Annotated in this window: 13 protein-coding genes; 7 read left to right on the top strand and 6 right to left on the bottom strand. The window is 61.7% G+C overall.

Annotated features, from left to right (window positions below; translation table 11 throughout):
- Positions 1 to 24: 24 nt before the first annotated feature.
- Complete coding sequence (locus tag J3U95_RS20520; protein ID WP_208280514.1) at positions 25 to 1,788, bottom strand: monovalent cation:proton antiporter-2 (CPA2) family protein; 1,764 nt, start codon at positions 1,786 to 1,788, stop codon at positions 25 to 27.
- 281 nt (positions 1,789 to 2,069) lie between these two features.
- On the opposite strand from J3U95_RS20520, the gene J3U95_RS20515 reads away from it, so the two are divergent.
- From J3U95_RS20515 to J3U95_RS20485, 7 genes are all read left to right on the top strand, one after another.
- Positions 2,070 to 2,939, top strand: coding sequence for an AraC family transcriptional regulator (locus tag J3U95_RS20515; RefSeq protein ID WP_208280513.1), 870 nt, complete (start codon positions 2,070 to 2,072; stop codon positions 2,937 to 2,939).
- Between the two features lie 347 nt (positions 2,940 to 3,286).
- Positions 3,287 to 4,522 carry a glycine betaine/L-proline ABC transporter ATP-binding protein ProV gene (proV, locus tag J3U95_RS20510; protein ID WP_208280512.1) on the top strand — a complete coding sequence of 412 codons (1,236 nt, stop codon included), beginning with the start codon at positions 3,287 to 3,289 and terminating at the stop codon, positions 4,520 to 4,522.
- Positions 4,519 to 5,631: a glycine betaine/L-proline ABC transporter permease ProW gene (gene proW, locus J3U95_RS20505; RefSeq protein WP_208280511.1), complete on the top strand. Its 1,113-nt coding sequence runs from the start codon at positions 4,519 to 4,521 to the stop codon at positions 5,629 to 5,631. Before proV ends, proW begins: the two co-directional genes overlap by 4 nt.
- Positions 5,632 to 5,648: 17 nt before the next feature.
- Positions 5,649 to 6,698, top strand: coding sequence for a glycine betaine/L-proline ABC transporter substrate-binding protein ProX (gene proX, locus J3U95_RS20500; RefSeq protein WP_208280510.1), 1,050 nt, complete (start codon positions 5,649 to 5,651; stop codon positions 6,696 to 6,698).
- 356 nt (positions 6,699 to 7,054) lie between these two features.
- Complete coding sequence (locus tag J3U95_RS20495) at positions 7,055 to 7,729, top strand: hypothetical protein (RefSeq protein WP_208280509.1); 675 nt, start codon at positions 7,055 to 7,057, stop codon at positions 7,727 to 7,729.
- A 764-nt stretch (positions 7,730 to 8,493) separates the two neighbouring features.
- A complete protein-coding gene (locus tag J3U95_RS20490) occupies positions 8,494 to 9,549 on the top strand; it encodes a type II toxin-antitoxin system RnlA family toxin (protein WP_208280508.1) in 1,056 nt (351 codons plus the stop codon).
- Positions 9,542 to 9,919, top strand: coding sequence for a type II toxin-antitoxin system RnlB family antitoxin (locus tag J3U95_RS20485; RefSeq protein WP_208280507.1), 378 nt, complete (start codon positions 9,542 to 9,544; stop codon positions 9,917 to 9,919). The genes J3U95_RS20490 and J3U95_RS20485 overlap by 8 nt, the downstream gene beginning before the upstream one ends.
- Before the next feature lie 169 nt (positions 9,920 to 10,088).
- Here J3U95_RS20485 and J3U95_RS20480 read toward each other — a convergent pair whose 3' ends face one another.
- The 5 genes from J3U95_RS20480 to J3U95_RS20460 all read right to left on the bottom strand — a co-directional run bounded on the left by J3U95_RS20480 (position 10,089) and on the right by J3U95_RS20460 (position 13,078).
- On the bottom strand, positions 10,089 to 10,412 hold the full coding sequence (locus tag J3U95_RS20480) for a hypothetical protein (RefSeq protein WP_208280506.1): 324 nt from the start codon (positions 10,410 to 10,412) through the stop codon (positions 10,089 to 10,091).
- Positions 10,409 to 11,026: a T6SS effector amidase Tae4 family protein gene (locus J3U95_RS20475; RefSeq protein WP_208280505.1), complete on the bottom strand. Its 618-nt coding sequence runs from the start codon at positions 11,024 to 11,026 to the stop codon at positions 10,409 to 10,411. Before J3U95_RS20475 ends, J3U95_RS20480 begins: the two co-directional genes overlap by 4 nt.
- Positions 11,019 to 11,570 (bottom strand): PAAR domain-containing protein, encoded by a 552-nt coding sequence (locus tag J3U95_RS20470; RefSeq protein WP_208280504.1) that lies wholly within the window; start codon positions 11,568 to 11,570, stop codon positions 11,019 to 11,021. Before J3U95_RS20470 ends, J3U95_RS20475 begins: the two co-directional genes overlap by 8 nt.
- Positions 11,571 to 11,793: 223 nt before the next feature.
- Positions 11,794 to 12,204 (bottom strand): very short patch repair endonuclease, encoded by a 411-nt coding sequence (locus tag J3U95_RS20465; protein ID WP_229519994.1) that lies wholly within the window; start codon positions 12,202 to 12,204, stop codon positions 11,794 to 11,796.
- Positions 12,197 to 13,078, bottom strand: coding sequence for a DUF4928 family protein (locus J3U95_RS20460; protein ID WP_267877800.1), 882 nt, complete (start codon positions 13,076 to 13,078; stop codon positions 12,197 to 12,199). Before J3U95_RS20460 ends, J3U95_RS20465 begins: the two co-directional genes overlap by 8 nt.
- Positions 13,079 to 13,118: the final 40 nt, after the last annotated feature.

The following is a 13,118-nucleotide window of genomic DNA, read 5'->3' as shown; positions in this document are numbered from 1 at the left end:
GCTGAATGATACTGCCACCGGCGGCTAGGCCGACGGCTTGCCCAGCGGCTGCGGCATGACGGGCAGGTGCAGGCGGTCGCGGCCCGACAGCTCGTCGCCATGGATTTGTTCGGCCAGCCGCTCGGCGTCGCGCCGGCGGATGTCGAGCGCCGCCTCCTGGACGTCGGCTTCGGCGAAGCCCAGCGCGCGCAGGCCCTCGGCGCCCATCAGGTAGGCCGATTCGACGGTCTCGCGAATCTGGACATCGACGCCGGCGCGGATCAGGGTGATGGCATGGCCGCGATCGTAGCTGCGCACCAGCAGCCGGGCCTGCGGGAACTCGTGCCTGGCCAGCGTCACGATGTCGTTCGCTGCACTTGGCTCGTCGACGCACACCATGATCGCGTCGGCTTCGGCGGCGCCGGAATGGCGCAGGGTATCCAGGCGCGTGCCTTCGCCGAAGAACACCTTGAAGCCGAAGCGCTGCGCATCGCGGATGCGGTCGGGGTCCTTGTCGATCACCGTCAGCTTGACGCCGCTGGACAGCAGCACCTGCGAGGCGATCTGGCCGAAGCGGCCGAAGCCGATGACGAGCACCCGCCCCTTCAGGTCGCGCGCATGCTCGACGCCGTCCATCGATTTTTCGCGCCGCAGGAGGCGGTCGGCCACGAGCGTCAGCAGGGGCGAGAGCGCCATCGAGAGGATCACGACGGTGGCGAACAAGGCATTTTCTCGTTCGTCGAGCACGCCGGCCGAGAGTGCCGCGGCATACAGCACGAAGGCGAACTCGCCGCCCTGCAGGAACATCGAGGTGCGGTGCAGGGCCTGGCGGTTGCTGGCGCCGAACAGGCGCGCGACCACGTGAACGGCAACGCCCTTGGCGACCATGAACCAGAACAGCATGGCCAGCAGCAGCCGCCATTCGGCCGCGACGATGGCCAGGTCGAGCGACATGCCCACCGCCAGGAAGAACAGCCCCATGAGCAGGCCGCGGAACGGCTCGATATCGCTTTCCACCTGGTGCCGGTAGCTCGAACTCGACAGCATCACGCCGGCCAGGAAGGCGCCCATCGCCATCGACAGGCCGGCAAATTCCATCAGCAACGCCGCGCACAGGACGACCAGCAGCGCACCCGCGGTCAGGACTTCGCGCGTGCGCGACCTGGCCAGCAGGGCGAAGAACGGGTCGAGCCCCCAGCGCGCCACGGCCAGCAGCCCCGCCAGCGCGGCGATCGCCAGCAGCAGGTCGGACCATCCCTGCCCCTGCTGCCCGGGAAGCTGCGGCGCCATGAAGGCGACCACCGCCAGCAGCGGCACGATCATCAAGTCCTCGAACAGCAGGATGGCGACCGACTTCTGCCCCTGCTCGCTCGCGATCTCGCCCCGGTCCTGCAGCACCGTCATGATGACGGCGGTCGAGGACAGGACGAAGCCCGCGCCGGCGACGAAGGCGGCCGGCCCGGACAGGCCGAACATGACGTAACCGGTCAGCGCCAGCGCGGCGGTCGCGGCGAACACCTGGGCCAGGCCCAGGCCAAAGATCTGGCCGCGCATCGCCCACAGCTTGTGCGGCCGCAATTCCAGCCCGATCACGAACAGGAACATCACCACGCCCAGCTCGGAGATATGCAGGATCGAGCGCGCATCGGTGACCAGGGCCAGCACCGACGGTCCCACCAGGATGCCCGCCCCAAAATAGCCGAGGACCGCTCCCAGGCCCAGCCGCCGGAACAACGGCACGGCGATCACGGCCGCCCCCATCAGGACGACCACCGGGCCGATCGTCTGCCCCAGGCTTGCTCCCGCCATCAACTCTCCTCGCTCATCTCATTCATTTGACGCAACCATTGTCAGCGCAACTCGCGCAACTGCAGGCGCTGGCGTTCCCGGTTGCGCAACACAGCGTGTCCGGGAACGGCACTAGCGCGCACGACGCGCGGCCAGCAAAATCGTCCTGGCGCCCACGCGCAGGAGACAGAACGATACCAATCCGATATAGGCGCGACAATGTTCAATCCTGCTATCGATGGTTCATTCCTGCTGCGCCGGATCGACGAAGCCAGTCTTAGGAGAACATTATCAGCGCCCCAATGGTCATGCCCCCACCGCTTCCCCACAACATCGTCGGCCTGTCGCAGGCACGGCGCGCGTGGAGCGGCGTCCAGCTCGTCGTCACCGGCTACGACTGTGACGGCGAGGGCACGAGCATCCTTCCGCATCGCGACCACCCGCGCCTGAGCGTGGTGCTGGAAGAGCACGGCGGCGCGTGCGAGCCGCGTTTTCATCCGGATCGGCCCTGCCCCGTCGAGCATGTGCCGCGACATATGTATTTCGCGCCGGCCGGCATGGAAATATGGGGCCACTCGAAAAACGCGCGGCGCGTCGTCGACGCCGTGCTCGTATTCGACACCGATATCCTGAGCGAACGCCTGCAAACGACATTGGATCCGGACAAGATCGGCGTCCCGAGGCTGCGTTTTTCCAATGACCGGATCTGGAACCTGGTCAAGCTGCTATCCGAGGCAGTCCATAATCCCGACCCGTCGATGCATCTGTATGGCGACGGCATCATCACCGCCGTGTCGTCCCAGCTGTTCGCAGCGCCGCGCATCACGGAATTCAAGACCGGCGGGCTCGTGCCATGGCAGCTGCGGCGGGTGATCGACTATATGGAAGCGAATCTCCCGCTCCGGGTCGAGCTGGAAACCCTGGCAGGGCTGGTCAACCTGTCGCAAGCCCATTTCAGCCGCGCGTTCAAGGTATCGACCGGGCTGGCGCCCTATCAATGGCAGCTCGACGCCCGTATCCGACGCGCGCAGCAGTTGCTGTCCGCTTCCGACGCGCCCCTGGACGACATCGCGCACGCCATGGGGTTTGCCGATGCCGTCCACTTCGGCAGGACATTCCGAAAAATGATCGGCGTGTCGCCGGGCGCATGGCGCACCGAACACAAACGATAGCCGCTGCGGCATTGCGCACACCGAATAAATAAATCAAATTGACTTATCATTCGGCTTGCTCTATAATTCATGCCCACTAGACAATAGTTACTCTCAGCAACACCCCTGCTGCACCATATTTGCCATCCAATGGATGGGAAATAGCTCTTAGGCCAAGCGCCTGCATCCTGTAATCGTTGACGCAGTTCGCGTCAGCATCCGTCCCGCCGGCAAAGCGTCCGCCCTTTCCGACGCCTGCGCGCTTCCCGCGCCATTCGCACTGCCGACGGTTCGGGTCCATCGATTCCCATGAACGCCAATGGCTGCAGGGTTTCATTCCATTCGCCAAATCGAAGGAGAACAACAACGTGGCAAAACAAATCATCATCGACCATGTCTTCAAGGTGTACGGCGACCGGCCCGACGACGCGCTGGCGCTGGTTCGCCAGGGCGCCAACAAGCAAGACATCCTGGCCAAGACCGGCTGCACGATCGGCGTGTTCGACGCCACCTTCACCATCGAAGCGGGCGAGATCTTCGTCATCATGGGCTTGTCCGGCTCGGGCAAGTCGACCCTGGTGCGCATGCTGAACCGCCTGGTCGAGCCCACCGACGGCCGCATCCTGGTCGACGGCAACGACATCAACACGCTGCCGGACGCAGAGTTGCGCGCATTGCGCCGCAAGGACATCAGCATGGTGTTCCAGTCGTTCGCGCTGCTGCCGCATATCACCGTGCTCGACAACACCGCCTTCGGCATGGAGCTGGCCGGCATTCCCAAGGCCGAGCGCCATGAGCAGGCGCGGCAGGCACTGGAGCAGGTCGGCCTCGCGGCCTATGCCGCCAGCTATCCCGACGAACTGTCCGGGGGCATGCAGCAGCGCGTGGGCCTGGCGCGCGCGCTGGCCAGCGACCCATCGATCCTGCTGATGGACGAGGCGTTTTCGGCGCTCGACCCGATCATGCGCACCGAGATGCAATCCGAGCTGCTGCGCCTGCAGCAGATCAAGCGCCGCACCATCGTCTTCATTTCGCACGATCTCGACGAAGCGATGCGCATCGGCGACCGCATCGCCATCATGAAGGATGGCCACGTGGTGCAGGTCGGCACGCCCGAGGAAATCCTGCGCAAGCCCGCCAACGACTACGTGCGCAACTTCGTGCGCGGCGTCGATGCGGCGGCGGTCTTCAAGGCCAGCGACATCGCCCGCAAGAGCCAGATCGTGGTGTCGGAATCGCCGACCCGCGGTTCGCGCGCGGCGCTCTCCATGCTGGAGGAGCAGGACCGGACCTACGCCTACGTCGTCAATCCGCAGCGCGAATTCCTCGGCCTGGTGTCGGTCGATTCCCTGCGCAGCGCCCTTGACGGCCATACCGGCCCGCTGGGCCTGGCGCACGCCTTCCTGCCCGACGTGCAGACCATCAAGGCCGACGAGCCCGTTGCCGGCCTGTTCGGCCAGGTGGCGCAACTGCCATACGCCGTGCCGGTGGTGGGCGACGACGGACGCCTGTGCGGCGCGATCAGCAAGACCACCTTGCTGAAATTCCTCGACCCCGACACGCCCGCCATTCCCGAGGCCCAGATTCAGAAAGGACAAGCATGAGCACGACCGAGAACAGCATCACGGCAGTACAGCCGGCCGCAGCGCAGACTGCAGACGCGGCCGTCCAGGCCAACCCCTGGCTGCCAACGCCGCCGAGCGACACCTCCTGGCTCGACGCGGCGGGGCCAGCCGTCACCCCCGAGCACGCCAGCAGTTTCGACCTGGCGCAGGCCCTGCATGGCGCCCTGCCGCTGCAATCCTGGATCAACGATGGCCTCGGCTGGGTGGTCGAGCATTTCCGCCCCTTCTTCCAGACCGTGCGCGCGCCGATCGACGCGACGCTGACCGGCTCCAGCCAGCTGTTGCTGGCCGTGCCGTCCCTCGTCCTGATCGCCATCATCGGCCTGCTGGCATGGCAGTTCACCAGCCGTGCGCTGGCCGTCGGCACCGTGCTGGCGCTGGTGGCGGTCGCCATGCTGGGCGTGTGGCCGGAAGCGATGATCACGCTGTCGCTGGTGCTCACCTCGCTGGTGTTCTGCCTGGTCATCGGTCTACCGCTGGGGATCTTCCTGGCCAGCAGCGACCGCGCGCAGAACATCCTGCGCCCGCTGCTCGACGCCATGCAGACGACGCCAGCCTTCGTCTACCTGGTGCCGGTGGTCATGCTGTTTGGTATCGGCAATGCGCCGGGCGTGATCGTCACCATCATCTTCGCCCTGCCGCCGCTGGTGCGCCTGACCAACCTCGGCATTCGCCAGGTGCGTCCCGACCTGATCGAAGCGGCGCGCGCCTATGGCGCCTCGCCCTGGCAGCTCCTGACCCGCGTGCAACTGCCGCTGGCAATGCCGTCGATCATGGCCGGCATCAACCAGGCGCTGATGCTGTCGCTGTCGATGGTGGTGATCGCCTCGATGATCGCGGTCGGCGGCCTCGGCCAGATGGTGCTGCGCGGTATTGGCCGCCTGGACATGGGCCTGGCCACCGTGGGCGGCTTGGGCATCGTCCTGCTGGCCATCATGCTGGACCGCCTGACCCAGGCCATGGGGCAACCGCGCCGCGGCGTGCGCCACTGGTACCAGACCGGTCCGGCCGGCTTCGTCCTGCGCCTGGTCGGCGGCGCCGCCCGCTCCGACGCGGCCCCAGCCACCAAGCCCGCCACCGCACAATAAGACTGGAAAGGATACCGATGCGTCAAACCGAACACTTCAACGCCACCTATAAAACGCAGCGCGCGTTCCGCTGGATCTCCGCCCTGGTGCTTGCCGGGCTCGCCCTGAGCACCGGCATCGCGACGGCGCAAACGACAGGCGCCGACCTGCCCGGCAAGGGCATCAAGGTGCAGGCCCTGCAAGGCCCGCTGGCCGAAGAAACCTTCCAGACCATGCTGGCCAATCGCGCGCTGGAACAGCTGGGCTACGAAACGCAGCCGAGCAAGGAAATCGCCTACCCGACCGCGCACATCGCCGTCGGCAACGGCGACGCGACCTTCCTCGCGGTGCACTGGGACCCGCTGCACAAGGACTATTACGACAACGCGGGCGGCGACGCCAAGTTGATGCGTGTCGGCGCGTATGCCGGCCCGGCCGCCCAGGGTTACCTGATCGACAAGGCCACGGCCGAGAAATACAACATCACCAATATCGACCAATTGCGCGACCCGGCCATCGCCAAGCTGTTCGACCATGACGGCGACGGCAAGGCCGACCTGACCGGTTGCGATCCGGGTTGGGGCTGCGAGGCAATGATCGAGCACCATATGGACGGCTACAAACTGCGTCCGACGGTCAAGCACGTGCAGGGCAGCTATTCGGCGCTGATCGCCGATACGATCGGCCGATACAAGCGCGGCGAATCGATCCTGTATTACACCTGGACGCCGTACTGGGTGAGCAGCGTGCTCATCCCCGGCAAGGACGTCGTGTGGCTGCAGGTGCCGCACTCGTCGAACCCGGAAAAGGCCGACACCCGCATGGCCGATGGCAGCAATTATGGCTTTTCGGTCAACACCACGCGCTTCGTCGTGAACCGCACCTGGGCCGAGAAGAATCCGGCGGCGGTCAAACTTTTCGAAGTCATGCGCTTGCCGATTGCGGACATCAATGCGCAGAACGAGCGTGTGCGCAATGGGCAGGGTTCGCAGGAGGATATCGCGCGCCATACGGCGGGGTGGATCAAGTTCCACCAAGCACTGTTCGATAGCTGGATTGCGCAGGCGAAGGCTGCGGCGAAACCGTAATAGTTGGAAAGTGGCCGGCTGACGTCGGCCACCGTCTTTCTAGACGAAAAACTCTCGAGCAACAACGATCTTTGCAGCGGACTGCCGGGTCGATCGGGTTAAAATGTCAAGTCCTGGCCTCCACGCGCCAAGCCGTACCGATTCAGACGACATGACCACCGCCCCCAAAGAAATCAACGCCGCCGCCATCAAGAACAGCGCGACGGAAAAGCTCACTCCGATGATGCAGCAATACCTGCGCGCGACTTACCTAAGGCTGATTTAGCCCTTAAGTTCACTCTGAGCGCCTTGCCCGACCACCCCATAGTCCCCCGCATATCCCCCGCCAAGAGATTGGCCAGACACGACCAACGCCCATGACAGCAATGCCAAAGCACACGGACGCGGTCGCATCCGCCCTCGCGTCTCTTGAAAGCGATCGCGAGACTTTAATCGCCGCGTGGAAGGCTATGATTGGCGGCGACGGCGCCCCGATGTTTCCGCTGGATTTGCTCGCCAGCGGCGCGGTGAAGCGCGCGGTCAGTTCAATCAGCGCGATGAAGCTTTTGATCGACACGTGGAACATGGTCAGCGCGCGGTCATTGCTTCGCACCCACATCGACACCGCGCTAAGGTTCTCGGCCGCGTGGCTGGTGCAAAACCCGCACGAGTTTGCAACGCTTGTCATTTCGGGCAAGCCCATCAACAAGCTCAAAGACAGCAAAGGAGAGCGGCTGACTGACGCGCGCTTGGTGCAGATTCGGTCGAATGATTACCCTTGGCTGCCAGCCGTTTACGACAACCTGTGCGACTACGTTCATTTTTCCGCATCGCACTTGGCTGCCGCCGCCAAGTCGGTTGACGATGATGGAAGCCTGAGCCTGCTGATATCGGAGACCGATTTTGACTTCCCAGAGTCGAGCTGGCTCGAAGTGATCGACTGTTTCCGGGAGAGCAGCGCGATCTTGGCGAAGTTCTTGCACGGTTACGCCATCGCCAAACAACTGACGCCAGAGCAGCTTGAAGAGGGACGCAAACACGCCTCGATCTGAGACGCCCCCCTCCAGAGCCAAGGAATGCTTGCGGATTGAGCGCTGGCAGAAATTCCACGATCCAAACAGCGGCCAACGGTGTTGCGAAGGAAAGCTATGGAGAACTTGGCTTTGTCACCCAGCGCGCTGTCAAGGGAATGCGCAACGCTGCGCGAGCCGTCCTCCGAGTTTGAGCCAACGCATGAGGTGGCAGGTTGAATCGATTAGGCTTTAGTGGCGAGACTCCCATGGCCAAATCCTCCAATTCCCGATCATCCCCTCCACTCGCTCTTTCGTCCCGCATTGTCGACCTTGGGCTGGAGCTTGCTCGCGACGACGTCCGGAGGGCGGCCTCAATGATGGCCGCGGCAGAGATTCCGTTTCGAGTGATCGTCCGAGTGCTTTCAGAGCCAACCCTATGCAGGCGCCGATGCCGCCATTCCAGATGACTCTTGGACTATGGCCGAACGTTCCGGCCTTTCTCATCTTTCTTGCATTCAAGAATCGGCCACAAAAAACGAGCCACGCGGGCGCGATTCCAGCCCGCCCCGGACGCTGGCCAATCGGCCTATGCGCCGCTGAGCCAATGATCTTTCGGCCTAGCCGAAGCATGCGTCCTGAGCGGAGCGGGCCTTCAATAAAACGACACTAAGCTCTCGAGACCTCCGTAGGCGCGCCCGCGTCAGCGGTTCTGCTTGCGCAGCGGTTGAGTTCTCATTTATCCTTGCATCCCTTCTATTCCGCCCACCCATTCAGCTTGCACAGCGAGCCGACTGCCGCGCAACATGACCCAAAATTTGAAGAATCTTTTCCTCGACCCATCGATGATTGACGGCGCTGTTCGCAGCTTCGATGCCTCGGCGGCCATCACCGGCCCCAACGTCGGTGAAAAGTTCAGCGAGTATTTGATCCAGGTTGAAGGTCAAGAGGTCGCGAAACTGCATGTCTATCCCCGCAATGACAATACCTTCACGCTGACGGCGACTGTGGGCAAAAATCAGGCGCTATCGCTGCGAGTGGCTGAGCATGTCGCTGAGAACTGCAAGCGCAAGCAGTATGAGCAGCGTCCACTCACATTGGAGCACATCAGCCAGCAGGACTGGACTTTCCTTTTGAAACACCTTGTCGATGACTACGGCTTCGAAGTTGCTGAACGCGCAGTAGCTCATGGTGTAAGGTTCGACGTCAAAAAAGGGCCCAACGATTACGTCAACCTGAACCGGTATAACAAAAACGGCAATTTGCTGATGCAAGGCAAAGCGCGTGAAGTCTACTCCACGATTGTGGAGATCCTGTCTGAGCAACTGCCCGACAAGCGCGCGCTTGTCGAAGCGCAGCTCAAAACCTACGACGTGAGTGACGTTAAGGCCGACCGCTTGTTTGACGAGCTGCGCCAGAGCGTTCCTAGCGCTATCGATTTGCTTGGCGACACCGGGGCGGCGATCATCGCGCCTGCCCTCGCTCTGTCCAAGCTCAACATTGAATTGCCAGATTATTCTTGTATTGCTTACCACGCGCTTCGCGGGTTGGAATGTTACGTCAAAGCGATCATGGCCAAACACGATTGCCCAGTTCAAAACGCTGCGGGATTCGGCAACTATCTTGACGCGACCGGCGCGCGGCTGAAGATCGGCGTCCGTGCTAAGATGACGGAGGAAGAAGCAATCGCCGTTGAAAAAGGTTATGCTTTGCTCAAGGCTGATCGAAATCCCCTCTTCCATGCGGATGCCAACCCGGAGATGTCTCGCATCCTCCCCGACAAGGCTGAGGCAAACAACATTCTTCATGCCGTCTTGCATTTAATTGAGAGGACCGCTGCTGCGATACCCAATCATGCGTGATGACAAACATTACGAAGTTCACAACGTAGCGAAGGAAGGCGCCTTGGTGTGCCTCTCCTTGGATCGCGTGCGTCCGGATTCGTATATGGAAGACCTGGAAGAGGAGCTGCGTAAAGGCTCCTATCGTGGTGAAGTCGTGCTCGATCTCTTCGCGGCGAACGGCAACACAAGTCATCGATTTATGCGCCTGCTGTTCGATGGCATGAAGCTCCATTGGCTTCGGGCCAAAATTGCGAAACCTGAATCCATCCCTGCCGGTCTACTGGGTTTCTGCAATGATTTTTATTTTAACCATCCAGAGATCGTTGAAAAGAGCGTCCTCTCGCGCGAAGCGCAGTTGAAGTTCCTGGGCGAACACGCGTTCGCTTAAAAGTCGCCGCTCCGTCCGTATTTGTTCGCAGGCTGAGGTGAACCGAGGCGGCGGCGGTGGTCGCACCGCTGACGATGCGTTGATGCAGCAAGGCGGTTACATCAGCGAGCTGCTCGACAACAGCTCGGCCCTGCCCACGGGCTCGCGAATCCTGCATCCAGATGGTCGGCTACCGAAATGCCGCTATGATCAATGAATGCGCAACAACCAGCGCGGCGAGAAGTCCCAGCCAGGCCGGCAATGACCGCCGCCGGCCGCCAAACGCGAATGCGATGACTCCAAACACAACCGCTGGGCCGACCCAGACCGCGAGCCGCAGCGTGTCTAAGCGCGCATCGCCCTCGCAGACGTCGATTGGGCAGTAACCGGCCGCAGCGCAAGAGAAGATCCGAACACAGAGCCATTGGCTCACCGCGTCGGCCACCACCAAGCTGGCGGCGCCGACCAGGGCGAACGCGATGCCAATGGCAAGCCGATTGGCCTGACGGATCATTTGATCTCCCAGAACAAAATCTCCGACGAGCGCCCCAGATCTGAATACCCCCACGATGTTCCAGCGCCCAGCGATCCGAGGCCCAAGCGCCGGCCCATCGTGGAAAAAAAGCTCATGCCCGTCGCGGTCAGCCTGGACCCGTTCCATAGGTCGATGTGATCCCCGGTGGGCTTGTCGCCGGCCTTTTCTCTCGCGTTTCTGGCCCAGTAGTCCGCGAAGTAGACGATGCCCGTTCGCCCACGGATCTTGTTCTGCCAGTCGGCTCCGGTCACACTCTCCGGCGACTTGGGCAGGCCACAGAACGGCTGCTGTTTTAGCCAAGCCGCCAACTGGGACGCGAGCAACGCGGCGGGCAGGCCGTTCACCTTTTCGGCCGCGCCGCGGAACGACTTCATTTCTACGCCGACGCCGTGGATCGCCACGCTCACCTTGATCGCGCACTGGTTCTCATAGCCCGGTGGCGGCTTGCCCGTTTTGGGATCGACAAAGGGCGGACCTCCCGGATAGGACGCCCACAGCGTCGCGAACTCGGCCGCCTGCACCTGAACACTGCACACCGAGTTTTTCTTGACGTTGGTTCGGACCCTCGCCTTCTGGGTCAACGCGCTACCCATGCTCCGGCTCCTTTTGCATTTTGGCCAGAGCGTCGTCGCCCCACAGGACGGAATACTCATCCTCGCCAAAGGTGTCGACGCGCGGCAGCAAGCCGTCAGGCCCGATCCGGCCTGAGAAGACTCGTCCGTCCATTGTCTCGATAAGGTAGGGCAGGCCCTCGGCGCGCTGGTGGCGCAACAGAACCTGTTCGTCGTAGGGATGTTCGTCAAGCGCCGGCGCGTCTCCGGTCCAATGGCCGTCCGCATTCAGGAAGAAGCTGGTCGGAACACGACCTCCACCATTGCTCACGCCATCCAGGTCGTTGAGGGTCGACAGCAGCGGACAACCGCCGCTCGTTACCATGCCATGGATGACCGAGGCACGGCCATTCGTGAGCGTGCGGCGACTGAACCCGTCCGCGATCAAGCACTTTTTCTTGCAGGCCATTTGAGCGCCTTGGAATGCGTAGGCCCGGCCTCGCCCGCGGCAAAGCCAATCTCCTTCTGTCACCACGCCACCGCAAGCCGCGGTGTCCCCTTCGCGAATCCAGCCTATGATCTTCATGCGCCCGCCCTGTTGAACAAGATTGAAAAACCAATCTATCCGAAGTCGACGGCGACGCGTTGCTCATCCACAATAACTCAGGTCGTTGATGCCCATTGTCCTGCGTCCCTGCACGCGACCTCACCGGGCCGCAAACAAGCCATGTCCGCCGCTGGATGTTTGCAGGGCCTTTCCCTCCACGATTATCAGACGTTGCCACGAGGTGGAACTGTTCGCGCGTGGCCTAGTTCAAAAACTCCGACAGGCGTCGGGCCAATTCGGCTTGATCCTTCAGCTCGCATTCCCACAGGATAAGGACAGCCCATCCAGCTTGGGCCAACGACTCGACATTTTTGGCATCTCGGCACTTCGTGCGCTCGATCTTGGCCTGCCAATACTCGACTCGGGTTTTGGGAGTTCGAGCGCCGCGGGCGCAAAGATGCCCATGCCAAAAACATCCATTGATGAAGATCGCGCGTTTTTTGCCAACCCATGCGATGTCAGGATTTCCAGGGATGTCGCGCCGATGCAGCCGATAACCACGATGCCCCATCGTCCACAGCAACTCCCTCACCTGAAGTTCAGGAGTGGTATTTTTGCTTTTGACACGCTGCATCGTATGACGACGCTGCGTGTCGCTGAGGTTGTCAGTCAAATGCGATGCGCAGGCTAGGGTCGGCTTCGTGCTTGGCGACGATCTCGTTATACTTCTCGACGAGCCGGACCACCGTGATCCGTCGATCCGAGCCCTTGAACAAGCTCATCTCATAAAGATTGGCCGCCAAGAATTGCAACGCGTCCATGATCTCGACGCGGCCTTCGATCCCAATATTTTCAGCCAATCCTTCGGCGACGCTGATCTTGTTAGCCGTCGTGAGAATGATCGGGTGCAGGCCAGCCTGCAAATTCGCCTGACACTTTCGAAGCAACGCTTCGGCCGGAGCAGTGGTGCAGTGAATGATTGCGTTGTCGAGCACGAAATCACCCGAACGTGAAGAGACCATGTCGGCGACTGACGCTCCGTTATGGACGATTTCCAGCTCTGGCAGCGCGAGCTCAAGCTTGGCGCCCACAAGGTGCTGCAACACCGCACCCACGTAAGTCTTTCCCGGCGATTTTTTCTGACGGTTCAGCGCTTGATCAAGAAGGTTTCGGATGACTGACGCCAAGGTCTTGCTCGCGTCATAGTTGAGTTTGAAAGGCTTCGAATTGAAGAAGTCGACGAACCTCTCCACCCACCACGCCTCGACATCATCAAGTTCGCTCGCTTCGATTTCGAGCGAGGAATACATGCCATTGATGAATTTGAAATAGGACTCGGCGAGCTCCAGCGTGCCTCGACTAGTTCTCCCAGATTCAGTCCCAACCATGTGCGACACGCCGTAACTTTTAAGAATTTTGTTGATTGGGCCGCCGCCATGTCCCTTCACTTGGCCACCTTTGGGCGTGAAGAGCATGGCGTAATCGAAGGGCAGACCAAACTTTATCATTCGACTCGTAATCACAAGAACTGTCCCTAGGGAGCCCATCTGGGAGACGCTATGCACATCACGAAACTCGATTAAACGG

The organism is Massilia oculi, assembly GCF_017582745.1.
In the GTDB taxonomy this organism is placed as follows: domain Bacteria; phylum Pseudomonadota; class Gammaproteobacteria; order Burkholderiales; family Burkholderiaceae_D; genus Telluria; species Telluria oculi_A.
Note: the sequence above shows the minus strand (reverse complement) of the source record. Positions and strands in the feature narration are given on the sequence as shown.

Excerpts from the sequence above, each read along its gene's own strand:
- J3U95_RS20520 (WP_208280514.1), bottom strand. The coding sequence starts at position 1,788 with ATGGCGGGAGCAAGCCTGGGGCAGACGATCGGCCCGGTGGTCGTCCTG.
- J3U95_RS20515 (WP_208280513.1), top strand. The coding sequence starts at position 2,070 with ATGGTCATGCCCCCACCGCTTCCCCACAACATCGTCGGCCTGTCGCAG.
- proW (WP_208280511.1), top strand. The coding sequence starts at position 4,519 with ATGAGCACGACCGAGAACAGCATCACGGCAGTACAGCCGGCCGCAGCG.
- proX (WP_208280510.1), top strand. The coding sequence starts at position 5,649 with ATGCGTCAAACCGAACACTTCAACGCCACCTATAAAACGCAGCGCGCG.
- J3U95_RS20495 (WP_208280509.1), top strand. The coding sequence starts at position 7,055 with ATGACAGCAATGCCAAAGCACACGGACGCGGTCGCATCCGCCCTCGCG.
- J3U95_RS20490 (WP_208280508.1), top strand. The coding sequence starts at position 8,494 with ATGACCCAAAATTTGAAGAATCTTTTCCTCGACCCATCGATGATTGAC.
- J3U95_RS20485 (WP_208280507.1), top strand. The coding sequence starts at position 9,542 with ATGCGTGATGACAAACATTACGAAGTTCACAACGTAGCGAAGGAAGGC.
- J3U95_RS20480 (WP_208280506.1), bottom strand. The coding sequence starts at position 10,412 with ATGATCCGTCAGGCCAATCGGCTTGCCATTGGCATCGCGTTCGCCCTG.
- J3U95_RS20475 (WP_208280505.1), bottom strand. The coding sequence starts at position 11,026 with ATGGGTAGCGCGTTGACCCAGAAGGCGAGGGTCCGAACCAACGTCAAG.
- J3U95_RS20470 (WP_208280504.1), bottom strand. The coding sequence starts at position 11,570 with ATGAAGATCATAGGCTGGATTCGCGAAGGGGACACCGCGGCTTGCGGT.
- J3U95_RS20460 (WP_267877800.1), bottom strand. The coding sequence starts at position 13,078 with ATGGGCTCCCTAGGGACAGTTCTTGTGATTACGAGTCGAATGATAAAG.